We start from the raw sequence: 25,225 nt of genomic DNA, 5'->3' as shown, positions 1-25,225 counted from the left end.
ATTTTGAATTTATGTTTGTAATAATGGTATTATAACTTAGTAGCAAATAATTATGATATTATAATTTCAAAGAAAGGAATTGATGTTATGCCAGCAGGAAATGGAGTTAATTGTGAAGATTGCCCAGAATTAAAAAATGGAAAATGCAATTCGCATGATTTAACATGTTTATGTTATAGATGTCCAAGAAAACTAGCACAATGTATGTGTGTAAAGTATTGTAGAGAAACGGAATCGGTATTATTTTTCGATGAAGAATATGATAGATATTAATAGAAAAAGATCCCTAATAATTTTATTAAAAAATTATTAGGGATCTTTTTTATTTATTTATTTTTATGAATTTAGATTATTATTATATAAATTAATTAACTTTTGTTAAAAAAAGAGCCTGTGATAAGTAAAATTATAATTTTGTTTAAAGATTAAGAGATATATTTTAAAGATTTAAAAGTTTATAAATCCTAAGTTTAGATAAATATTTAGTTGAAAGAGGGAGGCTAATAAAAAATCTATATGAAATTTAAAATTAATTAATAATGTGAAAAATACTTTATTTGGCACCGATATATTGATAAAAATACCAAATAATGTTATTATGGTGTAATAAATTAAGATGTAAAATTTTGTTAATTTAGATACTAACTTTCCACTTTGTTTTATATGTATTTAATAATATATTTCACAAATGATATAGAAGGAGCATAAATATATTAAAGAGAATATAAAATGCTTAGATTTGAGAAAAATATATACCTATAATTGTTATATTATAGCTAAAATCTATTGTTAATAAATTAACAATGAAAGTGACGAAAAGTATTAAAAATGGTTAAAAATTTAACAATAATAAAACGGTATAATTTAAAGTGATAAAGCATTGAATTGAATGTAAATAAATAGTAAAATATACAAATAAATCAATATTAAATAAGCATTAATAAGCAATATAATTTATTAATAAAATGGGGTGGTTTTAAAATGCATAAAAAATTATTTATTCCAGGACCTGTTGAGGTTCGAGAGGATGTCCTTGAAAAAATGGCAACGCCGATGATAGGACATAGAAGTAAGGATGCTTCAATTTTACAAAGAAGAATAAGCGATAATTTAAGAAAGTTATTTTACACAAATAGTGAAATATTACTTTCTACAACTTCTGGTAGTGGACTTATGGAAGGTGCTATAAGATGTTGTACTGCTAAAAGAGCAGCTGTATTTTCCGTAGGGGCTTTCGGAAAAAGATGGTATGACATGGCAGTTAATAATAATGTTCCAGCTGATTTATTTTCAGTTGAAATGGGACAATCAATAGATCCAACAGAAGTAGAAAAAGCATTAAGTACAGGAAAATATGATTTAGTAGCTGTTACTCATAATGAAACATCAACAGGTGTAATGAATCCAGTTGATGAAATAGGAGAGATAGTTAAGAAATATCCTGATGTAGTTCTTATTGTTGATACAGTAAGTTCAGCAGCAGGAACAAAAATAGAAGTTGATAAATGGGGTATAGATGTTTGTATCACATCATCTCAAAAAGCCTTAGGTTTGCCTCCAGGACTATCAGTATGTACTTTTTCACAAAAAGCTAAAGAGAGAGCAGAAAAAGTTCCGAGTAGAGGATATTATTTAGATTTATTAAAATTATATCAATATATTCAAAAGAAAGATTATCAATATCCTTCAACACCATCACTTTCTCACATGTTTGCTCTTGATTATCAATTAGATAATATACTTAATAAAGAAGGACTAGAAAATAGATTTGCAAGACATGTTGAAATGGCACAAATTGTTAGAGCATGGGCTAAAAAATATTTTGCTATTTTCCCAGATGAAAATCATCTATCAAATACTTTAACAACAATTAAAAATACTAGAGGAATAAATGTAGCAGAACTAAATAGAGAACTTGGTAAAAGAGGATTCCAAATTTCTAATGGATACGGTGATTTAAAAGAAAAGACATTTAGAATAGCTCATATGGCAGATTGCACAATAGAAGATGTGAAAGAATTGCTTAAAAATATAGAAGAAATTTTAGGTCTATAGATTTTAGATATGTTTTGAAAACTGTGTATATATTCATAAGCAAAGGCGGACTGAGTAATTGAACTTAGGAATGCTAAAATGAGTATAGTCCCATTTTAGCTTGCTCCTAATGTAAAATTAAGACAAGCAGTAAATATGACAATACTCATTAAGAATTCTCAAAGTCCAATTACAATGCCACTTTACCTATAGAATATATACACATATATTAAAATAATAATCTAAATCTTAGGAATTTACTTTAACAACACTAAAATAGATACTAGTCTAATTAATGCGTGTTCCCAATGAAACATTGTACTATGTGAAAGTTCGTGTTGCCAAATATAAAATTTGGACACTTACTTTTGGACACTTACTTTTGAAAGCAGTAAATGTGACAATATTCATTAAGAGTTCTAAAAAGCAAATTCCAATGCCACTGCGCAATTATACTATAATACCAACAGTGATTAAAAGCATAATCTAAAGTTGGAGAATTGTTTATGAAATGACTTAGGATATAAGGTTATATTTGAATCTATGTTTTTATTAGGGCATTTGAAGGAGCTAGAATAAGTGGTTATTTCAGATGCCTGAGTTATATAGAAAATTTAGTTGAGAATTGAGAGTGGAAAAATGGAGAGTTTAGAAAAAATCACCTAGGGAATTTTAAAATAAACATTATTAGAAAGTCTTTAAGACTTTCTAATAAAACTCTCAACTCTCAATTATCCACTTTCAACTGAAAAAAGATTGGAGGAAGTATTATGATTAAGGTATTAACAAACGATGGTTTGCAACCTAAAGCTATAGAAAAATTAAAAAGTTTGGGTGTTGAAGTTATAAATGAACATTTTGATCAAGATATTTTAGGAGAAAAATTAAAAGAATTTGATGCATTGGTTATAAGATCAGCTACTAAGGTTACAGCTGATGTTATTGATAAAGAAATCGGTGGAAATTTAAAGTTAATAATTAGAGCAGGGGTAGGGATAGACAATATAGATATACCTTATGCTGTTAAAAACAATTTGAGCGTTACGAATACACCATCAGCGAGCTCTGATTCAGTTGCAGAACTTGCATTAGCTCATATGTTTGCAGTTTCAAGATTTGTTGGAATAGCTAATGTAACTATGAGAGATGGTGAATGGAATAAGAAAAAATATCAAGGCTTTGAATTAGCAGGAAAGACACTTGGGATTATTGGAATGGGTAGAATAGGAAAATCCTTAGCTAGAAAAGCTACAGTCTTAGGCATGAATGTTATATATAACACAATAGAAGGAAAACATGATGAATTGAGTTATCCATTTGTGTCATTTAAAGAAGTTTTAAAAGAATCTGACTTTATATCATTACATGTTCCATATGATAAAGAAAATGGATCATTAATAGGAAAAGATGAATTAAATTTAATGAAAAAAAATGCGTATTTAATTAATTGTGCTAGAGGAAAAGTTGTTGATGAAGATGCATTATTAGAAGCACTTAATAATGAAGTTATTGCAGGTGCTGGAATTGATGTATTTGAAGAAGAACCAACAAAAAATGAAGCTTTAATTAATCATCCTAAAGTTAGTGTAACTCCTCATATTGGTGCAGCAACTAAAGAAGCTCAAACTAGAATTGGTGATGAGATAGTTTCAATTATAAAAGACTTTTTTAAATTATAGTATTTAATTAAAAAAAATATATTTTAGCATAGCAATAATATATTGATAAGAAAAGATGGACAGAGTAATTGAGCTTAGAAATACTCATTAAGGATTATCAAAGTTCAATTATAATGCCGCTTTACTTGTTACATAGATTAAAACATAGACTAAAAAATAATAATATTTATAAATAAAGTAGTTTATTAATCTTATGATATTGTTTACAATAGAGGTAAGGGATATTAAAAACAAGAAAATTAAATTTTAAATTACGATTATTATATTTTATTTTAAATGATCTTTAAAACAAACATTTATAAATAAAATAAAAATACTTTAAATAATTAGGAGGAAGTTTAAATGGCTGTAGTTAGACCTTTTAAAAGTATTAGACCAATTAGAGAATTAGCATCAAAAATAGCGGCTCTGCCATATGATGTTATGAATAGTGAAGAAGCGCGAGATATGGCAAAGGGAAACCAATATTCGTTTCTTCATATTGATAGAGCAGAAATAGATTTAGATTCTTCAATAGATGTACATGATAAAAAGGTTTATGAAAAAGCCAGAGATAATTTAAATAAAATGATTGATGATGGTGAGTATATACAAGATATTAATCCTTGTCTATACATATATAGACAAATAATGGATGGAAGATCTCAAACAGGAATAGTATTTTGCGCATCTATTGATGATTATCTTAATGGCGTTATAAAAAAACATGAATTTACTAGACAAGATAAAGAAGATGATAGAATAAAACATGTTGATTGTTGTGATGCAAATACAGGTCCTATATTTTTAACTTATAAAGAAGATCAAATTGCATCAGAAATTATTGAAGCATGGATTGAAAATGAAAGCAAGAGAAAACCTCTATATAATTTTGTGTCAGAAGACGGAATTACTCATGTTGTTTGGGCAATTGATAATGAAATCGTAATAGATGAAATCATAGACCTATTTAAAGAAATAGATTATTTATATATAGCAGATGGACATCATAGATCAGCTTCGGCAGTTCAAGTTGGATTAAAGAGAAGGCAAGAAAATCCTGATTACACTGGAGAAGAAGAATTTAATTATTTCTTAGCAGTAGCATTTCCAGATAATGATTTAATGGTGATGGATTATAATAGAGTAGTTAAAGATTTAAATGGATTAACTAAAGATGAGTTAATAGATAAGTTAGAAGGTAAATTTAATATATCAGATGCTCCAATTAATGAGCCATTTAAACCATATAAAAAGCACATGTTTGGCATGTACTTAGAAAACAAGTGGTATGTATTAGAAGCTAAAGAAGGAACTTTTGATGATGAAGACCCAATTTTAAGTCTTGATGTATCAATACTACAGAATAATCTATTAACTCCTATACTAGGAATAGAGGATGTAAGAACATCTGATAGAATAGATTTTATTGGTGGAATAAGAGGTTTAGAAGAATTAGAACGCAGAGCAAATACTGATATGAAAATAGCATTCTCAATGTATCCAACAGAAGTTAGAGATATACTAAAAGTATCAGATATTGGTGAAGTAATGCCACCAAAATCTACATGGTTTGAACCAAAATTAAGAAGTGGATTATTTGTTCATAAATTAAAATAAATCTTAAAATATCCAAGTTGATGACAGTCAGAAACTTGGATATTTTTTTATGGTCCCACTTTTAATTAAAAATTAGCATAGATGCTTTTTTTAGATATAAAAAGTAGTATAAATTAATATGAATTATTGTATAATACAATTTTAACTGAACTATTGAGACTAATTATGAATAATTAAAATGTATAATTAGGAACAATATAAATAAAGTTAAATATTAAAAAAGCAATTTATATATGGTATTATAATAATTTTTACATTACATAATTGGGGAGGAAAAAATAATGCAACCAGAGGCAGGGTCTATGAATATAACTTCGCAAATAATTTTAATAGTCATTTTAACATTATTGAATGCATTTTTTGCGTCAGCAGAGATGGCTATAGTATCATTAAACAAAAATAAAATAAAGATTCTTGCAGAAGAAGGAAATAAGAAAGCAATAATTTTATTAAAACTTATGGAAGAGCCAACTAAATTTTTATCTACCATACAAGTTGGAATAACTCTTGCAGGATTTTTCAGTAGTGCTTCTGCTGCTACTGGAATATCACAAGATTTAGCACGTTATTTAAGTAAATTTAATATACCTTATAGTGGAAAAATAGCATTAATAATAGTAACTGTTATTATATCTTATATAACATTAGTATTTGGGGAGTTATTCCCTAAGAGAATAGCACTTAAGAAGTCTGAGGCTATTGCAATGTTTTCTGTAAGACCTATATTATACGTATCTAAAATAACTGCACCATTTATAAAACTTCTTTCAGCATCAACAAATATATTAGTTAGTTTAGCAGGTTTAGATAAAGAGGGATTAGATGAAAAAGTGTCAAAAGAAGAAATAAAATCATTAGTAGAAGTAGGGCAAGAACATGGTGTTATAAATGAAACTGAAAGAGAAATGATAAACAGTATATTTGAGTTCGATGATAAGCTAGCAGATGAAGTAATGACACCAAGAACAGAAGTATACTTAATCAACATAGACAAACCATTAGAAGAATATTTAGACGAATTATTAGAAGAAAAGTATTCTAGAGTACCTATATATGAAGAGGATATTGATAATATTATAGGTATATTATATATGAAAGATTTTATTCTTGAAGCACGTAAACATGGATTTGAAAATGTGAATATAAGAGAAATATTACATTCACCATATTTTGTACCTGAAACTAAAAATATTGATGATTTATTTAATGAACTTAAAAGTTCTAAAAAGCATATGGCAATATTGATAGATGAATATGGAGGCTTTTCAGGCATAGTTACAATAGAAGATTTAGTAGAAGAAGTTATGGGAAATATAGATGATGAATATGATGAAGAGGAATGCTTTATACAAAAGATAGATAGCAACACATTTATAGTTAATGGGTTAATGCCCATAGATGATTTAAATGATTATCTTCATATACAATTAGTTTCTGATGAGTGTGATACTATAAGTGGATTTTTAATTAATATTATGGGAAAAATACCAAATAATATAGAGGAAAAAGTAATAGAGTATGAGAATATAATATTTAAAATAGAATCAGTAAAAGAAAAGAGAATAGAAAAAATAAAAATATGTATACAAAAAGATAAGTAGAAAATATTTAAAAATTAATAATATGAATGGAGAGGAGATGTGTGAATTTAATTAATTATTAGGCTATGTTTTAGTAGTGTGTTGATATATACATAAGTAAAATGGACTGAGTAATTAAACTTAGGAATGCTAAAATGAGTATAGTCCCATTTTAGCTTGCTCTCAATATAAAATTAAGACAAGCAGTAAATGTGACAATACTCATTAAGAATTCTCAAAGTCCAATTACAATGCCACTTTACCTATTGTATATATCAACATATATTTAAAACAGAGCCAATTATTAAAGAATAAAAATAAAAAATGAATATTAATTTATAGTCAGGGGGATTGGGAGATGGGGAATTTTAATGAAACTAAAATAGACGGATTATACGTTATAGAACCTGGAGTTTTTAAAGATGAAAAAGGATATTGTATAGAGATGTATAATAAAAAGCAATTTTTAAAAGCTGGAATTAATATGATATTTGTTCAAGAATTTGAGCTTGAATCAAAAAAAGGTATGCTTAGAGGTATTCATTTTCAAAAAGATCATACTCAAAGAAATTTAGTAAGAGTAATTAAGGGCGAAGTTTTTTATGTAGCAGTAGATTTAAGATATGGTTCACCTACCTTTGGAAAATGGGAAAGTGTTATATTAAATGAAGAAAACAAAAAACAATTTTATATATCTGAGGGATTTGCACATGGATTTTTAGTACTTTCAGATGAAGCTATATTTAATTATAAATGTACAGATTTTTATGATCCAGAATATGAGGGCGGAATTATGTGGAATGATCCTGATATAAATATAAAGTGGCCTTTAGAAACAATAGAAAATATAATTTTATCAGAAAAGGACAAGTCAAATTCACGCTTTAAAGATTTAAATCTTAAAAGATATCCACAAATTTATAAGAATAAGTCTTATTATTGTTGATGATAAATTTAAAATTGTGAATAAGTTATTACTGTTTAAAAATATTAACGAATAAATAAAAAGTTTGATAATGGATTTAAACAGTAAAAATAAAGAATAAAAAGAAAATAAGATAGAGCATAAAATTAGAAAAATAGAGACTTTAAATAGTTCTATAATTTTTAATTTATGCTCTTTTTCATGATTGAAATTAATACATAATTAGCGGATTACAAAAAGTTAGAAATATTAAATTAGCTATTAGAATCTTGTTCAGTATAATTTGCCCAGTTAAATGGTTTTAAATTTATATATTTAAATGCATAAAACATCAATATTCCACCAACTAAAGTGAATAATATACATTTAATTACTATATTAATATAAATTAAATCAAGCATATCTAATGGAAAGGCTAGTAAGTTATTAAAAAAGTGAGCGAATATAGTTAAATATATAGAATTAGTTTTTATATAAATATAACCCAAAAATAAACCTAATATAAAAGCATTGACTCCTTGCTGAAGGTTTAAATGCATGATAGCAAATATTAAAGCTGAAATAATTATGGCTATTTTATTTGAGTATTTTTTTAGTAATCCATTAAGTATTATGCCTCTATTTATAAACTCCTCTTGCAAAGGCGCTATTATTATAATTGAAAAATACATATATATTGGATCAAGATTAAGAGATTCTTCAAAATCTTTTAAAAATTTTGGTTCAGGAATTAAATCTATTAAGTAAGATAAGTTACCATCAAAAAATATTCTATATCCTAAAATTAATAAAGCTATAAATATAAAGTCTTTTCTTGAAAATTTTAATTTATTATTTTGTATATTAGTAGGATAAGAAAATATTTTATTCATTAACCATATTGATAGTGATGTAGCTACTATAGATAAAATTATTTTTATTAATGAATAAATACCAATGTTAAATTTATCTAATATAAATATAGGGATAGAAATTATACCGTTTATTATGAAAAAGAGAAATACAATTGATAGGCCTTTGAAAAAGCCTAATTCAGAAAAAGAAATTTTATCGTATTCTAAATTGGTTATGGGTTTAAAAAAATTAAGTTTTGAAAAGTTCATAGACATCCTCCTAAATTTAATAGTCTAAGTTAATAGTATACATTTAATTGAATTATATTTAAATATAGTTAAATTAAGAAAATATTAAAAATAATATAATCAGTATTGAAAAATCAAATTCAAGAAGATATAGCATATGAACAAATTACTTTGAAAGAATATATTGATACGTTTACGGGTAAACCAGTAAACAAGAGCAAAAAATAAGCACCTTTTAGGTGTGGTTGGTGAAAGCATACGGCTGGCAGACTCGTTCAATGTGTGAGTAACACGGCCAGCAGCAAAACCTTATAGGCGTAGAGCAAGTAACACATTTTACGGGTGATCATACTAAATAGTTCATATTTTATAGAGAAAAGATATTTAAAGTTTAAGTTAGCAACAGTTTATATATTTCCTTGATTTTAAATAATAAGGGTATATAAACACATTTGTTTCTTTTAATAAAAAATAAATTGTAATAAATTTATATATTTATAAAATAATCACATAAAAATTAATATCTAGTCAATTATAATATGGATAAAAATTAAATTTATAAAAATTTTTTCAAATATTGAAAACTATATACATATATCATATACTAGTAATTATAAAAGGATATTTACAATAAATGGGAGGGGAAATAATGTTAAAGAAAAATAAAAAACTACTTGCGTTATTAGTGTGTGTATCAGTTTTAACTACCTCTGTTATACTACCAAGTAAAGGTATAGTTGCTTTAGGGGATATTATAGATTTAGATTTAAGTAATGGTGTAGAAAATGAAAATGTAGCAGAAAGTAGTGAAGAAAAAACTGAAGGATCAGAAATTGGAAATAGCAAGAGTAAAGATGAAGAGAAGAGTCAGAAAAATGCTAGCGAGTTAAATGAAGATAAACAGTCTAATGAAGTTGTTGATAAAGTAGAGAGTTCTGAAACAGATTCAAAAGATGAACTTAATTTTGATAAAAATGTAACCGATAACATAAAGCCGGAAGATAAATCAGAGGATAAAGATAAGGACAAAGAAAATGTTGATAAGAATGAAGAGGTCATAGAAGATTCTAAAGAAGCTAATGGTGTTATTAGTATTGAAGATGCTTTAAAAATAGAAAAAGATCAAGAGGCCACTGTAGAAGGGGTAGTTTCTTTTAATGATAGTAATAAGACATTATATATAGAGGATGAAACCGGTGGCATAGCTATATCTAATTATAAAACTGAAATTAAGTTTGATAAAGTAAAGAAAGGAAATAAGGTTAAAGTTACAGGTAAAAAAGGTGATTTTCATAAATTAGCACAACTTCAAGTAAAGGAATTTGAAGTTGTTGAAGAAAATTCTGATTTAGAATCAGAAACTGTAACAATTTCAGAATTAAAATCAGGCAATTATGATTCTAAATATGTAAGAATAGAAAATGCTGTAATAGAAGAAGGAAAAGATAGTAAGGATAAAAAGATTTATAAATTAAAACAAGGTGATGATACTTTAGATATTTTTAATAATCCTTCTGATATAAAGAATGGTGATCATGTAAATGTAGAAGGCACTATGGGGAGATTTGATGAAAATATTCAAATTTATGGGAAATCATGTACTTTTGTTAAAACAGATATAGGAGTAAATCATAAAAATATTGAGAGTGCTGATGTTAATGAGGATTTAAATATTGGAGCAGATGTAACAGGAATTGAAATTAATACTGTAGAGTTAAATTATAAGGTTACTGGAGCTGAAAATTTTGAAAAGTTAGAAATGACTAAAGGTGAAGGCAATAAATATAGTGCAACTATAGGTAAGAAAAAGTTGGATTTAAAAGGACTAGATTATTATATATCTGCTAAGGATAAAAATGGAGATAGTAAGACAGATATTTATTCTGTAAAAGTTACAAATGGTGTTGCACCTGAAATATATGATATGTTCCCAGCTGAAAATTCTAAGGTTAAAATAGATGAATTTTCTAATATAAAAGCTTCAATTAAGTCTGAAAAAGATATAAATACAGATTCAATTAAAGTGTACTTAGATAATAATGAGGTTACGTCAAATGCTAAAGTTACAAAAGAATCTATTGAGTATACACCTAGTGACAAGCTTAATATTGGACCACATACGGTAAAAATAGAAGTTAAAGACAGTGTAGGAAATTTAACTACTAAGGAATGGTCATTTAGAATATTTAAGGAAGGTAATTTAAAACATTTATTTGGACAACTTCATGCACATACTAATATTTCAGATGGAAGTGGTTCATTAGATGAAGCTTATACATGGGTAAAGGAAAATGGTGCTGATTATTATGCAGTAACAGATCACTCAAATTGGTTTGATAATGAGCTTGAGGCTAATCTTGCTGATGGATCAAAAAGTGAAAAATGGACGCAAGCTCATAAAATAGCTGATAAATATAATGAACCAGGAGATTTTACTGCTATTTATGGATATGAAATGACATGGTCAGGCTCTACTGGTGGATGGGGTCATATAAATACATTCAATACACCAGGATTTGAGACAAGAACTAATAAAGCTATGGACTTACAAAACTACTATAAAACAATTCAAACTCAGCCTCAATCAATATCTCAATTAAACCATCCAGGTAAAACTTTTGGTGATTTTGCTGACTTTGGATTTTATAGTGAAGGTGCAGATAAGTATGTAAATCTAATTGAAGTAGGAAATGGTGAAGGTCCAATAAGGGGATCTGGATATTTCCAAAGTTATGAGTATTATACAAGAGCTTTAGATAAAGGATGGCATGTTGCACCAACTAACAACCAAGATAACCATAAGGGAAAGTGGTTTACAGCTAATAATGCTAGAACAATAGTACTTGCAGATGATAATTCAAGGGATTCCATATATGAGGCTCTTAGAGAAAAGAGAGTATATGCTTCAGAAGATACTGACTTGACAATAGATTATACAGTAAATGATGAAGTTATGGGAAGTTCATTAGGAAATGTAGATGGTAAACTTAATTTTAAGATAAATGCAAATGATCCTACAGATAAGATAAAGAAGGTTTCAATAATAGCTAATGGAGGAGTTGAAGTTGAATCTAAAACTTTTAATTCTAACGATATTAATTGGGAGTTAACTTTAGATCCAGAATATAGTTATTATTATGTTAAAGTTGTAGAAGAAGATAAGGATATATCAGTAACATCACCAGTTTGGGTTGGAGATGCCTTAAGTGTTGGACTATCAAATGCATCTGTTGATACTGATATGACATTACCTGGTGAAAATGTAGAATTTAATGTTGGATTCTTTAATAATGGTGAAAAAGAAGTTAAGGATGTTAAATTTGAATTCTTTAAGAATAATATAAATGCTGATAGTAAGATCGGTGAAAAAGTAGTTGAAAGTGTGGGAAGCACTAAAACAGAAAATGTTAAGTTTAATTGGAAAGCAGATAAAGAAGGGGAATATACTTTATATGCAAAAGCAACTGTTAAGCTAGACAAGGGAGAAAAAACATTTACTACTAGCGCTAAAGTAAAGATTGTAAATCCTGAAAAGATTAAAAAAATATTAGTTGATGGAGCTCACTATAATCAATATGTAACAGGTGACTATGCTGGAAAGTATACTGCATTTAAGAGTTTATTGACAGAAAAAAATGGGCTAACATTAATTAATAAGGATAAAATAACTGATGAAACTTTAAAAGATGTTAAGATATTAGTCCTTACAAATCCACAAAGCACTGAAAATACTACTGCTGGATTAAAAGCAAGTAAATTTGATGATGATGAAATACAAGCTATAAAGAGATATGTAGAAAAAGGTGGAAATTTAATAGTATCAACTAGAGCAGACTATAAAGATGGAAAAGGTGACTATAGTAATGGAAAACAAATGAATTCCGTTTTAGAAGCTATAGGAACTAAGTTAAGAGTAAATGATGATGAAGTAATTGACACTACTACTAATGGTGGACAAGAATATAGATTATATTTAAAGAATTATGATTCGCCAAATTACAATTTACTTAATGGAGTTAAGAATGGTGAAGATGAATATAGTTTCTATAATGGTGCATCAGTAATTTTAGCTGAAGGTGCAAGTCCAGATGGAGTTGATTTCTTAGTAAAAGGATTTCCAACTACTGAAACTAAGGATGCTGATGGAGATGGAGATAATGTAGAAGTTCCTAAAGGCAGCGTAAATACAATGGGTGTGGAACAATTAAGTAATGGTGCAAAAATAGTAGTTTCAGGAAATACTTTCTTCTCTGATTTTGAGATTGATGGTGCTAATGGAGATAAATATTCTAATGTAAAAATTACAAATAATATTGTTAATTGGATGATGCCATCTAAGGAAATTAAGACAATTAAATTAGGTGATATTAGAAAAGACAGCAATAATGATGGAACACCAGATTTATATGGTCAAAAGGTTACTGTAGAAGGATATGTTACTTCACAATCTGAAGCTATAGAGCCTAAAAATTCATTCTTTGAAGTTGTTTATATTACAGATGAAACTGGTGGAGCTTGTGTATTTGGAGTATCTAGCACTAAATTAAAAGTTGGTCAAAAAGTTAGAATTACAGGAGTGGTTGATGCTTATCAAGGTGAGCTTGAAATTTCATTAGCAGATAGAGATTCTGGTCCTGTATCAGGAAATATTGAATCTAAAAATGTTCAAATATTAGATGAGAATATAGTTGATGTAAAACCTGTAGAACTTTCAACTAAAGATAGTATGTTACCTATGAATGGCGGAAAACTTGTTAAGGTACAAGGTAAAGTTGTTAAAATGGACAAGCAAAATCTATACATTGATGATGGATCAGGTGAATCAAGAGTATATGTTGAAGGATACATTTGGGATGGAATAAATAAAGAGGAATCTTTAGGAAAATGGGATAAAAACATTGAAGTTGGTGATAAAGTTTCAGCAATTGGTTTAGCATCATGGGATCCTGAAGGTGGAAGATTAAGAGTAAGAAATACTGGTGAAATTAAATTCCAAGAAGATGTTGTAAGCAAGCATTGGGAAAATAAAGATTTAACAAGAAAGAGAGTTAATTAAGCTTTAGATTAACAGATTAATTATTTATTATTAGAAGAAGTATATCATTATATAGAAGGCATTTAGTATTGAGATATGTTTATATAAAGAAGTTATTGTGGAAAATAAATTATATATTTATTTAAAAATATAGAGTTATATGAAACACTCATTGAAAATGTCCTTCTGTATAGTGAAATAAAGGGAGCGTTTTTCTGTGGAGATAAAAAAGTATAAAACAGATATTATATTCATAGTGGTAACTTTGATTCTGGGTTTAGTTATTATATATTCATCAAAGTTTATATTTACTGGTGGATTTATGGAAGATAAAGCAAATCGAGGTGTTGAATATTATAAGGCACAAGTAATTCAAGTTAATAAGGAAAAACTTCAAGAAGATAAGTATATAGAAGATATGGAGTTAGGCTATCAGGAAGTTAAAGTAAAAATTTTAGATGGGCCATACAAAGACAATGAATATAATGTACTCAATAATATAAGTAGACTCTACAACACTAAGGTTAAAGGGGGAAGTAAAGTTATTGTTGCATTATATATTAAAGATGGAAATATAAATGATATGATGATTTCAAGCTTTACAAGAAGTCATGTATTAATAACTATGGGAATGTTATTTTTAATTTCAATATTATTAATAGGTGGATTTAGAGGATTAAAAGCAATTGTTTCATTAATATTTACAATTGTCTGTGTTATATATTTAATGTTACCTTTAATGCTTAGAGGGGTAAGTCCTATATTTTCATCGTTTATAGTAGCTACTATAAGTATAACTATAACACTAATATTGATATCTGGAATTAATAAAAAAAGTACAGCAGCTATACTTGGAACTTTATCTGGAGTAGTTATAGCAGGCATATTTGCTTATGTATTTGGATTATGGGCTAATCTTTCAGGAGTAAATTTAACTGATGCAGAAAGTATTATGTATATATCAGAAACTACAGGCCTTAAAATAAGAGGAATAATGTTTGCAGGAATATTAATATCTGCTTTAGGAGCTGTAATGGATGTTGCTATGTCAATATCTTCATCTATATTTGAAATTCATTCTATAAACAAGGATATGTCAATAAGTAATTTGTTTAAAAGTGGAATGAATATAGGAAGAGATATAATAGGAACAATGGCTAATACTTTAATTTTAGCTTTTGCAGGTGGCTCTTTAAATTTACTTATTTTAATATATTCTTCTAATATGACCTTTAATAGATTAATGAATCTAGATGTAATAGGGACAGAAGTAATTCAAGGACTTGCAGGAAGTATTGGAATAATATTAACAGTTCCAATAACAGCAATAGTTACTTCGTATTTATGTAAATATAAAAAACAAATATAATGTTTAATTAGTTATGGAAGGGGTAAAATTTTATGAAAAGTGTTAGATTAAAAAAGATTACAGCGGCAGTAATGGCACTATCAATTATAGCTTCTGTATCTCCTGTTGGAGCATCAGCAGCATGGAAGCAAGATAATAATGGATGGTGGAATGATAACGGAAGCTCTTATTCTGTTGGTTGGGAAAATATAAATAACACATGGTATTACTTTGGACAAGATGGTTACATGAAGACAGGTTGGGTAAACGACAATGGAATATGGTATTATAGTGACGCTTCAGGTGCTATGAAAACAGGATGGATAAATACAGGTGGAAACTGGTATTATACATCTCAAAATGGAGCAATGCAAATTGGTTGGGTAAACGACAATGGAACATGGTATTATGCTGACAATTCAGGTGTTATAAAAACTGGATGGGTAAATAATAATGGAAAATGGTACTATACGTCATCAAGTGGAGCAATGCAAACTGGTGTAGTTAAGGTTAGTAATAAGGTTTATTCATTGAGTGAAAGTGGAGAAATGCAAAAAGGTGATGTTGTTATTGAAGGTAAGACCTATAATTTTGCTGAAAGTGGAGAATGCATTAGTAGTGAAACTCCTAAACCAGTTAAAGAGTTTACAGCAGGTAATATAGATATAACTGCAAACCAAAATTCAAATAATAATAATACAAATAATAATGCTGGAACTGAACAAAAAAATGATTCGGAAAAAGTTAATGATACTTCAGATAAGAAATCAAGTGGATCTAAAAACAATCATAGTAGTTCAGGCTCAACCAATTCGGTTATTTCTAAATTAAATATAGAAAAACAAGATATATCTTTTAATTATGAAATTAAAAATAACGCTGAGTATGATGTGAAATGTGAAATGTATAATTCAAATAATAAGATTGTAGATACTGTAAAATGGGATAAGCCAGATAAAATAAATGGTTCAAAGGCTACTATTTTTATAACAGATATATTAGGGGAAATGAATCAAAATGATTATATAGTATCAAAAGTTTCTACTAAAGCAGATAAAAGTACAAGTTTTAAATCAGATAAGATGCAAGTAATAAGTAAAACTAAACTAAATAATCAAATAATTAATGCAATTACTAAAAAAGAAGATAGCAAATTTAACTGTACAGTTCAAGGTAAAGAAAATTTTGAAGAAGGAACTTATGTATTATATGGATTTGAATCTGAAAATAGTGCATATGTAAAAACTGTTTATTGTGATGGCAATACTAATACATTAGAATTTAAGAATGTAGGTTATAGCTGGATTAAAAATGGAACATCTAAGATAAAACTTTCAAGAATTTATGACACTCAAAAAGTAAGTGATAACCTAGCAAACTGTAAAGTTCAATTTACAGATTTCTTTACTATAAAATAATTTTTAAGGTGACAGTCATTGAAGTAGTGACTGTCACCTTTTTTTAGTTTAAATTCCCCTTAAAGCCCAATCCAGTGACTGTTGCTATTTTATAATACTATAAAATTTTCATCATATCATGAATTAAACAACCTGGTAACTGTCACCATATTATAGTTTTGGTAACATATTTCTTAATATATTAGTTGAATTTTTAACTGCAATTGGAGTGAATTTTTCGTAATCCATATGAGCTCCATTATTTGCATTATCAGAAATTGATCTAATAACTACGAATGGAATTGAATTCAAGTAACAAACTTGAGCTATGCTGGCACCTTCCATTTCACAAGAAATAGCACCAAATTCTTTTTCAAGCCATTGAATTTTTTCTAAGTTAGCAATAAACTGATCACCAGAAACTATTCTTCCTGTAAAGCTGTTTAATTCAGAAATTTCTTCACAAGATTTTTTTGCAGCAGCAACCATGTCTTTGTCACATTTAAAATCAAATGTATCAAGTCTTGGAACTTGACCAATCTTATCTCCAAATACTGAAGTATCCATATCGTGTTGTACTAGATTTTCAGCTACAACAATGTCGCCAGGATAAATATCTTTACCAATACCACCAGCAACACCAACGTTAACAACTTTATCAACATTATATTCAGATATTAATATTTGAGTACATACAGCTGAGTTTACTTTACCAATACCACAAACAACAGCAACAACATTTTTTCCGTTTATAGTTCCTTTGTGAAAAATCATGTTTGCTTTTTCTTTTTTTTCTTCAAGATTTAAATCTTTTAATAATATTTCTAATTCTTCTGCCATAGCAGCTATTATTCCAATTGTCATAATAAAAATCCTCCTAAAAATAAATTACGTTTTGTTAAGTTATATTATAAACATTAAAAGAAAAATTTAATAGCAATTTTAACATTAATATGTATAAAATAATATCCAAGTTAGTTGAGTAGAATACTCTTATTTTATGATATAATATGAGAAAAAGATTTCATAGTATAATTTATCTTTTTATATAAGAAACTAAATTTATATAATGTAGAAATTTTATAATATGATTTATTTAATAGGGTATATTTTAAATATGTATTGATATATGCAATAGGTGAAATAGCATTTTACTCAGTCCACTTTGATTATGCATATATAATATACTGCTAAAATATAACTATTTAATAATATAAATTAAAGTTATAAGGAGAGAAAAAAATGTTAGCGCAACATTCTTTATCAAGAACAGAACTATTAATAGGAAAAGATGGTTTAGATAAATTAAAAAACAGTAAGGTAATGATTTTTGGAATTGGTGGAGTTGGAAGTTACACTGTTGAAGCACTGGCAAGAGCTGGAGTTGGAGAATTAATATTAGTTGATGATGACACTATTTGTCTAACAAATCTAAATAGACAAATACATGCTACATACAATACTATAAGTAATTCTAAAGTTGAAGTTATGAAAGAAAGGATTTTTTCTATAAATAAGAGCTGTAATGTTATAACTCATCAAATGTTTGTTACTCAAGATAATATAGCTGATATAATCCCTAAAGATATTGATTATATAGTAGATGCAATAGATACAGTTTCAGCAAAACTTGGATTAGCAGAGTATTGTTATAAAAATGATATAAGAATAATGAGTTCTATGGGTACAGGAAATAAATTAGATCCTACTCAATTTAAAGTTACTGATGTTTTTAAAACAAAAGTATGTCCTCTAGCTAAAGTAATGAGACATGAATTAAGAAAAAGAGGAGTAGAAAAGTTAAAGGTAGTATATTCAGAAGAAATTCCTTTAAAACCTAAAGCAGAAGATGTTGTTACTTGTAAAACAGGATGTGTTTGTACAGGTGGAACTAAAAAATGTGCCATTAAGAGACAAATACCTGGAAGTATATCTTTTGTACCACCAGTTGCAGGAATGATAATTGCGGGAGAAGTTATAAAAGATATTTTAGAGATTAAGTAATTAAATACAAAATTTATTTTATCCACAATAAAAGTAGGTTTAAATGTTTTCTAAATTAAATAATTGAAATAAGTGTGTAATATTTAATTATTCTACTTATGTATGGTGAATAGTATATAAATATACAGTAGTTTTTACTTTTAAATAGTAAAAAACATCTATAAATGTATAAATAAGAAGAATGTATATTTTATTTTTCTGTTTTTTAAGTATGCTTTAAGAAAACACATGAAAGAATCTATAATTAGAAGACTAATTTTGCTGTTCTATCATATAGGTCAGCATATGACAAAAAAACGTAATAAATAACGAGCTTAATTTTAACTGAAATTTACATACTACACAATATGTTGAGTATTGAAACAAAAGTTATCAACAACATATTGTGGATAGTGTTGATAACTTTATAAAAAACATAGAAATATCATGCGATAATAAAATATTGCATGATATTTTATTTTATGGTAAAATGCTTTTTAACTCTTAAAATAAAATAGGGAAAAGTGGAAAATATAAAAGTAGTTATTACTGATTATATTGAAATTTTAAATGGAGTAAATAATTTAGATAATATAAATGTTATATAAATGTAGGGATTATATAAAGAATATTTTTATGTATAATTATTAATTAATTAATTTAAATAATATCTATGGTATACCAAAGTTAAAAATATTATAATAGATATAAGGTAGCACTTTCATTAATAAATGTAAGTGCTATTTCAATTAAATGCAGTAGGAGAATTTTAATGGAATCTAATTTAAAGATTAAAATAGAAGCAAGCAAGCTATCAAGGAATGAATATATAATTAAAGATAAGAGTGACATAACTGTTGGTAGATTTTATATAATTGAATTTACTGATTCAAGCAAAAAATGTGATATTAAGCTTAATTTTTATAAGACATGTAAGTATGAATTATTAAAAGAAACATTAATATTGATCCTTAGAGCTGTGTTTAAAGATTTAAATATATTTAAAGTTAATATTAGGGCTGTAGATGGAATAGAAGTTAATTCATTTTTAGATTTAGGCTTTACTTTAGAGGGAGTATTTAGTAACAATGAATATCATAATGGTGAACTTTTAGATGAACTATCATTTGGAATAACTCGTACTGAATATAATCATAAAATAAAATCTTCATTTATAGAGTTAAAGGGCGAAAATATAGTATTAAGAAATTTAACGCCTGGAAATGCAAATGATTTATTAGAATACTATATAAGGAATAAAGATTATTTAGCTCCATTTGAACCTAATAGAGACAATAACTTTTATACATTAGATGGACAAAAAGATCTTTTAAATGAGAGTTATAGGCAGTTTTTAAATGGAAGTTCTATTGAAGTGGGTATATTTAAAAATAATAATTTCATTGGAAAGATAAAAGTATCTAGTATAGTTCATGGGAGTTTTAAAAATGGAATATTAGGATACTCTATAGATAAGCTAGAGCAAGGACATGGATATATGAAAGAAGCTGTTAATCTTTTTATTGATTATCTTTTTATTGAAGAAGATTTGCACAGGGTAGAAGCGTCAGCATTATTAGAAAATGAAAAATCAAAGGGTGTATTAAAAGGCTGTAGATTTAATGAACTAGGTATAAATAAAAAATATTTATTTATTAATGGCCAATGGAAAGATCATATTACTTACTATATTACTAAAGATGAGTTTTATAGGAAGTAATCTAAATAACATATACAGTGTTTATTCAATATGATAAAATTTCTACTATGTAAAATTATTTACTTTAATATTTAAGGGTATATAGCAGGCTAAATATTGAAGAATTAAAGAATAAATATAGAAATTTAGTTAAAAATTTATATTTACAATTAAATTTAATGATATAATTTAGATATGAGTTATTATAAATAATAGATTTTGTATATAGAAAGGATAATAAAATGACAATAATACTTAATAAAAGTGAAGTAGTATCGAAGGTTTTTAATAATAATATAGTTTTAGTTGATTCATCTAATAAAGAAAAAATACTTTTTGCTAAAGGTATAGGATTTGGTAAAAAGCCAGGTCATGTTATACCTGAAAATACAAAAATAGAAAAAATATTTACTATAGAAAACAAGGAAAATATAAAGAGCCTTCAAGGTATTATGGAAAAAGTTGATGATGAATTCTTTGCAGTTTGTGAAGAAGCTATATATGAAATATCTAAACAATTGAATGAAGAATTGAATGAGCATATACATATTGGATTAATAGATCATTTATTTTTTGCTGTTAAAAGGATGAAAAATAATGAACAAATAGAGAACCCTTTTTTAGTTGAAACAGAAACTTTATATTCAGAAGAATTCAGATTAGCTAAAATAGTGGCAGAAAGAATTGCAAAATATTCAAATGTATTTATACCTGATGGTGAAGTTGCATTTATAGCACTTCATATACATTCTTCATTAAATAATGGTAAACTTTCTAATACAATAAAAAATACTTATTTAAGCAGTACTATAGCAGAATATGTTGAAGATAGATTAGGAATAAAAATAAATAAAAAATCTTTAGATTATGCAAGATTTTGTACTCATATTAAATTTGCACTTCAAAGAATAATGGATAATACGAGTCTTCATAATGATTTATCTAAAATTATAAAGAAGACATACAAGGAATCATATTCAATATCAGAAGGAATTGCTAAGATTATTGAAGGTGAATTTAAAGTTAAGGTTACAAAGGATGAAGTGGCATTTTTAACTATTCATGTTGAAAGATTTAAAGTATCTAAAATTAATTAAACCTTTGCAAGGGTAAAAAAATATGATATTATATTTATATAACTAAGGTGTAACTGGTAATGCAGGCAAGACTTAATATAAGTAAAGAAAAATTTATTACAATACTGTTCATTGTTGAATAAATTTTTCTGGGCTTATATTTAAGTCTTTTTTATTTGCATAATTTTTGGCTGGCCGGCTAAAAATAGCAATATATACTTACATAACATTGTATTTTATTTTATAAGTTTAGGAGGAATTATTATGCTTCAATATTTACAAAGAATAGGTAAAGCTATAATGTTACCAATCGCAGCTTTGCCAATCGCAGGTATATTATTAGGAGTTGGTGGAGCTTTACTTGGAATTGCAGGATTAAATAACCCACCAGCAGTGTACGAACCACTTATAGCATTTGTTAGTATTCCAGCAGTTACAGCTATATTAACAGTAATGAAGAATATAGGTGATATTATATTTGGAAACTTACCAATATTATTTGCAGTTGGTGTTGCAGTAGGTCTTGCTAAAAAAGACAAAGGTACAGCAGCATTAGCTTCAGTATTTGGATTTATCGTAATGAATCAAGTTATTTCTACATTACTTGCTTTAGGCGTTACTCAACTTGGAGTTCTTACTCCAGACAGTTTTGGTAAATATGGTACTTATATTACAACTAATTTAGGTATATTTACTTTAAATATGTCAGTATTTGGTGGTATTATCACAGGTATTATTACAGCAATATTACATGATAGATTCCATGAAATCCAATTACCACAAGTAATAGGATTCTTCTCAGGATCAAGATTCGTTCCAATAATAACAGCAGTTACTATGGCGTTTGTAGGAGCTATATTAGCATTCCTATGGCCAATAGTTCAAGATGGTATAGGAATGATTGCTAACTTAGTTAGAGATGCAGGATTTATAGGAACATTCTTCTATGGAGTTATTGAAAGAGCATTAATTCCATTTGGATTACACCATGTATTCTATACTCCATTCTGGTTTGGATCATTTGTTGATGGTCAAATATTAGTTAATGGAACTTGGCAAACAGTAGCGGGTGCAAACACTGCATACTTTGCTCAATTATCAAGCATGACTGATTTAGTAGGTGCATCAGCTGATACTATGTCAACAATAGTTGGCGGAACTACAAGATTTATGGCAGGTAAATTCCCATTCATGATGTTTGGATTACCAGCAGCAGCTTTTGCTATGTATAGAGCAGCAGCTCCAAGCAAGAGAAAAACAGTTGGATCATTATTATTAGCAGCAGCTATTACTTCATTATTAACAGGTATTACTGAACCATTAGAATTCACATTCATATTCGTTGCTCCAATATTATACGGAGTACACTGTATATTAGCAGGTTTATCATTCATGTTAATGGATATATTCAATGTATTCATAGGAATGACATTCTCAGGTGGATTAATTGACTTTAGTTTATTTGGATTACTTCCAGCAGGAGCAGGAGTTCCAACTAAATGGTTTATGGTTATATTAATAGGATTAGTTTATGCAGTAGTTTACTATTTCTTATTCTTATTCATGATCAAGAAGTTTAACTTAAAAACTCCTGGTAGAGATGAAAATGAAGAAGAAACTAAACTATATACTAAAGCTGACTACCAAGGTAAAAATGGAAGTGCTAAAAGTGAAATAGTTGAAAAAGCACCAGCTGTATTAGCAGCATTAGGTGGAGAAGAAAACATTGTAAGTGTTGACGCTTGTATAACAAGACTTAGAGTTGAAGTTAAAGATAAAGCTAAAGTTGATAAAGCTGAATTAAAAACTTTAGGTGCAGCAGGTGTTATGGAAGTCGGTAATGGAATTCAAGCTATATTTGGAGCTAAAGCTGACGGATATAAAAATGCTATCAATGATATATTAGGTATTAGTTAATAATTAGTTTATAAAAATTTTGCCCTAGTAGATAAATATTGAGTTATCTACTAGGGCATTTAAATTTTGTTAATCTTTTTAGAAAAGTGTTGATATATAAGTAACACTGGACTGAGTAATTGAACTTAGAAACTTCACTGTGACTATTGTATATATGACCATATGCTTAAAATATAGATTGATTGTGATGGAGATGTTAAAAATATTGTAATTTTAATTGGTTGATAGTAAGGGTGGAGAACTAGATCTGAAGAGGAAAGTCCTTTGATTTATTTGAAAATTTTCAACTATCATATAGAAATTTTCAACCAAATAAAAAGCATAAAAAAGCTGTCCAAAATATGCAAATATTTTGGACAGCTTTTTTAAAAATTATAGAGAATATTCTATTATTGAAGTTTCTCCAGCTACAGTATCTACATTTTCAGTAGCTTTTATTGATTTTAATGTATCAACATTAGTTATTAAAACAGGAGTTATTAATGGAAGTCCTTTTGATTTAATAAATTCTCTATCGAACTTAATTATAGGAGTTCCAGCTTTAACTTTAGTTCCTTGTTCCACTAATTGTTCGAATCCTTCTCCGTTTAAAGATACTGTTTCGATACCGATATGAACTAAAAGTTCTGTACCATTTGCTAATGTCATTGCGAATGCATGTTTAGTATTAAATACTAAAGTTAATTCTCCATCAGCAGGAGCAACAGCTATATTGTCAGAAGGTTCTATTGCTAAACCATCTCCAGCCATTTTTTGAGCGAAAACTGGATCGGGAACTTCTGATAAAGGAATTGCTTTACCTGTAATAGGTGCTACTAGTTTTAAAGTGCTATCTTCTTTTTTATTCTTTTTAAATAATCCAAACATAAATTATATCCTGATAATCAGGATAATTCACATCCCTTCTTTACATTATGTATTCGTATATTGTATTTTTACCTACATGTTAAAAAATATAAGTACATTACTGTTAATGTTTAATAAAAAAAAGCATAAGATTTCTTGATATAAGAAAACTTATGCCTGATTTAACAGTAACACGTCTAGATAATTATATAATCTTATATTAAGTATGTCAATAAGCTTTTAGTTACGTTTACAACTATAGCTTTATCATTATATATGGGGAAGAGATAAACTATATATAATAATAAAATTAGTGTAATTATTATATGATGATAACTTTTTAGATTAGTATATTAAAGAAAGAAATAGTTATAACACAAATGATTTTTTATTTCATTATATAAGATTAAAAAACAAACTCAATTGAAGTTCTTCAATAATATATAAATAAAATATTGATAAGTACTTAAAATATAACTTTGAATTTTGAATAGAATCATTGTTTAAAGTTCATAATTAGAAATATAAGATTTAAATATGTGGTTAATTTAAATTATTTTATCATAATATAATTACTTGTATATAAAATATTTACTTAAAATCCAGAATTATAACAGAAAAATAGACGAAATTATAATAATATTAAGTATAGTATTCAAATAATTAATGAATACTATACCACGTGTATCAGTAGTAGAATAATGAAAAAAATAGAAGAATAATGAATAATTATGGATTTAAACCATAAAAATACGAGAAATAAGTCTAAACTACTATAAAATATATGGTAAGATAAAACACGTCGTTAAGACACGTTAACAAATTTAAAAGAATGATTTAATTTCTCTTTAAGCAGAGCTTGAGAGTAAATATAAAGAAAGTTTTTTAAAAGAAAAATGTTGACAGAAAAGTAACAAAATGTTATACTGATGAAGTCGCTTAAGGGTGACACAATAAAACAAAAATTGATAAGAAAGTCAACGATGAAAATTTGGTCTTTGAAAATTGAACAGAAATCAAGAAAC

The 25,225-nt window shown here is 27.1% G+C and carries 16 protein-coding genes and 1 pseudogene; 14 read left to right on the top strand and 3 right to left on the bottom strand.

The window, feature by feature from the left end; translation table 11 throughout:
* Positions 1-87: 87 nt before the first annotated feature.
* The 6 genes from RYM86_RS08750 to rfbC all read left to right on the top strand — a co-directional run bounded on the left by RYM86_RS08750 (position 88) and on the right by rfbC (position 7,838).
* Positions 88-273, top strand: coding sequence for a hypothetical protein (locus RYM86_RS08750; protein WP_252216207.1), 186 nt, complete (start codon positions 88-90; stop codon positions 271-273).
* Positions 274-981: 708 nt separating this feature from the next.
* The gene (locus RYM86_RS08745) at positions 982-2,055 is read left to right on the top strand and encodes an alanine--glyoxylate aminotransferase family protein (protein WP_315079650.1); all 1,074 of its coding nucleotides are present in this window, start codon (positions 982-984) and stop codon (positions 2,053-2,055) included.
* A gap of 749 nt (positions 2,056-2,804) precedes the next feature.
* Positions 2,805-3,713, top strand: a complete 909-nt coding sequence (locus RYM86_RS08740; RefSeq protein WP_315079647.1) for a D-2-hydroxyacid dehydrogenase — start codon at positions 2,805-2,807, stop codon at positions 3,711-3,713.
* Between the two features lie 342 nt (positions 3,714-4,055).
* Entirely contained in the window at positions 4,056-5,312 is a 1,257-nt protein-coding gene (locus tag RYM86_RS08735) for a DUF1015 family protein (RefSeq protein WP_315079645.1), read from the top strand.
* Between the two features lie 281 nt (positions 5,313-5,593).
* A complete protein-coding gene (locus RYM86_RS08730; RefSeq protein WP_315079643.1) occupies positions 5,594-6,913 on the top strand; it encodes a hemolysin family protein in 1,320 nt (439 codons plus the stop codon).
* A gap of 337 nt (positions 6,914-7,250) precedes the next feature.
* Positions 7,251-7,838, top strand: coding sequence for a dTDP-4-dehydrorhamnose 3,5-epimerase (rfbC, locus tag RYM86_RS08725; RefSeq protein ID WP_315079641.1), 588 nt, complete (start codon positions 7,251-7,253; stop codon positions 7,836-7,838).
* Between the two features lie 233 nt (positions 7,839-8,071).
* Here rfbC and RYM86_RS08720 read toward each other — a convergent pair whose 3' ends face one another.
* Positions 8,072-8,920 (bottom strand): type II CAAX endopeptidase family protein, encoded by an 849-nt coding sequence (locus RYM86_RS08720; protein ID WP_315079639.1) that lies wholly within the window; start codon positions 8,918-8,920, stop codon positions 8,072-8,074.
* 105 nt (positions 8,921-9,025) lie between these two features.
* On the opposite strand from RYM86_RS08720, the pseudogene RYM86_RS08715 reads away from it, so the two are divergent.
* From RYM86_RS08715 to RYM86_RS08700, 4 genes and pseudogenes are all read left to right on the top strand, one after another.
* Positions 9,026-9,127, top strand: a pseudogene (locus tag RYM86_RS08715) (IS200/IS605 family transposase); the annotation flags it as partial.
* 421 nt (positions 9,128-9,548) lie between these two features.
* Positions 9,549-13,955 (top strand): CehA/McbA family metallohydrolase, encoded by a 4,407-nt coding sequence (locus RYM86_RS08710; protein ID WP_315079637.1) that lies wholly within the window; start codon positions 9,549-9,551, stop codon positions 13,953-13,955.
* 196 nt (positions 13,956-14,151) lie between these two features.
* Positions 14,152-15,303 (top strand): YibE/F family protein, encoded by a 1,152-nt coding sequence (locus RYM86_RS08705; protein ID WP_315079636.1) that lies wholly within the window; start codon positions 14,152-14,154, stop codon positions 15,301-15,303.
* A gap of 32 nt (positions 15,304-15,335) precedes the next feature.
* Positions 15,336-16,700 (top strand): N-acetylmuramoyl-L-alanine amidase family protein, encoded by a 1,365-nt coding sequence (locus RYM86_RS08700; RefSeq protein WP_315079635.1) that lies wholly within the window; start codon positions 15,336-15,338, stop codon positions 16,698-16,700.
* 150 nt (positions 16,701-16,850) lie between these two features.
* Here RYM86_RS08700 and RYM86_RS08695 read toward each other — a convergent pair whose 3' ends face one another.
* Positions 16,851-17,543 carry a 5'-methylthioadenosine/adenosylhomocysteine nucleosidase gene (locus RYM86_RS08695; RefSeq protein WP_315079634.1) on the bottom strand — a complete coding sequence of 231 codons (693 nt, stop codon included), beginning with the start codon at positions 17,541-17,543 and terminating at the stop codon, positions 16,851-16,853.
* Positions 17,544-17,921: 378 nt separating this feature from the next.
* Between RYM86_RS08695 and RYM86_RS08690 the strand changes: the two genes are divergently transcribed.
* The 4 genes from RYM86_RS08690 (at position 17,922) to RYM86_RS08675 (ending at position 23,354) form a co-directional block, all read left to right on the top strand.
* The gene (locus RYM86_RS08690; RefSeq protein WP_315079633.1) at positions 17,922-18,683 is read left to right on the top strand and encodes a tRNA threonylcarbamoyladenosine dehydratase; all 762 of its coding nucleotides are present in this window, start codon (positions 17,922-17,924) and stop codon (positions 18,681-18,683) included.
* 751 nt (positions 18,684-19,434) lie between these two features.
* Positions 19,435-20,382, top strand: a complete 948-nt coding sequence (locus RYM86_RS08685; RefSeq protein WP_315079631.1) for a GNAT family protein — start codon at positions 19,435-19,437, stop codon at positions 20,380-20,382.
* Positions 20,383-20,603: 221 nt separating this feature from the next.
* The gene (gene glcT, locus RYM86_RS08680) at positions 20,604-21,458 is read left to right on the top strand and encodes a glucose PTS transporter transcription antiterminator GlcT (protein ID WP_315079629.1); all 855 of its coding nucleotides are present in this window, start codon (positions 20,604-20,606) and stop codon (positions 21,456-21,458) included.
* 243 nt (positions 21,459-21,701) lie between these two features.
* Entirely contained in the window at positions 21,702-23,354 is a 1,653-nt protein-coding gene (locus RYM86_RS08675; RefSeq protein WP_315079628.1) for a PTS transporter subunit EIIC, read from the top strand.
* 372 nt (positions 23,355-23,726) lie between these two features.
* Here RYM86_RS08675 and RYM86_RS08670 read toward each other — a convergent pair whose 3' ends face one another.
* A complete protein-coding gene (locus tag RYM86_RS08670; protein WP_315079626.1) occupies positions 23,727-24,221 on the bottom strand; it encodes a PTS glucose transporter subunit IIA in 495 nt (164 codons plus the stop codon).
* Positions 24,222-25,225: the final 1,004 nt, after the last annotated feature.

This window comes from uncultured Clostridium sp. (assembly GCF_963527835.1).
Classification (GTDB): Bacteria; Bacillota; Clostridia; order Clostridiales; family Clostridiaceae; genus Clostridium.
The sequence above is the reverse complement of the archived record's forward strand: the minus strand, read 5'-3'. Positions and strand labels throughout refer to the sequence as shown.

Excerpts from the sequence above, each read along its gene's own strand:
- RYM86_RS08685 (WP_315079631.1), top strand. The coding sequence starts at position 19,435 with ATGGAATCTAATTTAAAGATTAAAATAGAAGCAAGCAAGCTATCAAGG.
- RYM86_RS08670 (WP_315079626.1), bottom strand. The coding sequence starts at position 24,221 with ATGTTTGGATTATTTAAAAAGAATAAAAAAGAAGATAGCACTTTAAAA.
- RYM86_RS08735 (WP_315079645.1), top strand. The coding sequence starts at position 4,056 with ATGGCTGTAGTTAGACCTTTTAAAAGTATTAGACCAATTAGAGAATTA.
- RYM86_RS08745 (WP_315079650.1), top strand. The coding sequence starts at position 982 with ATGCATAAAAAATTATTTATTCCAGGACCTGTTGAGGTTCGAGAGGAT.
- rfbC (WP_315079641.1), top strand. The coding sequence starts at position 7,251 with ATGGGGAATTTTAATGAAACTAAAATAGACGGATTATACGTTATAGAA.
- RYM86_RS08750 (WP_252216207.1), top strand. The coding sequence starts at position 88 with ATGCCAGCAGGAAATGGAGTTAATTGTGAAGATTGCCCAGAATTAAAA.
- RYM86_RS08690 (WP_315079633.1), top strand. The coding sequence starts at position 17,922 with ATGTTAGCGCAACATTCTTTATCAAGAACAGAACTATTAATAGGAAAA.
- glcT (WP_315079629.1), top strand. The coding sequence starts at position 20,604 with ATGACAATAATACTTAATAAAAGTGAAGTAGTATCGAAGGTTTTTAAT.
- RYM86_RS08710 (WP_315079637.1), top strand. The coding sequence starts at position 9,549 with ATGTTAAAGAAAAATAAAAAACTACTTGCGTTATTAGTGTGTGTATCA.
- RYM86_RS08700 (WP_315079635.1), top strand. The coding sequence starts at position 15,336 with ATGAAAAGTGTTAGATTAAAAAAGATTACAGCGGCAGTAATGGCACTA.
- RYM86_RS08720 (WP_315079639.1), bottom strand. The coding sequence starts at position 8,920 with ATGAACTTTTCAAAACTTAATTTTTTTAAACCCATAACCAATTTAGAA.
- RYM86_RS08730 (WP_315079643.1), top strand. The coding sequence starts at position 5,594 with ATGCAACCAGAGGCAGGGTCTATGAATATAACTTCGCAAATAATTTTA.
- RYM86_RS08695 (WP_315079634.1), bottom strand. The coding sequence starts at position 17,543 with ATGACAATTGGAATAATAGCTGCTATGGCAGAAGAATTAGAAATATTA.
- RYM86_RS08675 (WP_315079628.1), top strand. The coding sequence starts at position 21,702 with ATGCTTCAATATTTACAAAGAATAGGTAAAGCTATAATGTTACCAATC.
- RYM86_RS08740 (WP_315079647.1), top strand. The coding sequence starts at position 2,805 with ATGATTAAGGTATTAACAAACGATGGTTTGCAACCTAAAGCTATAGAA.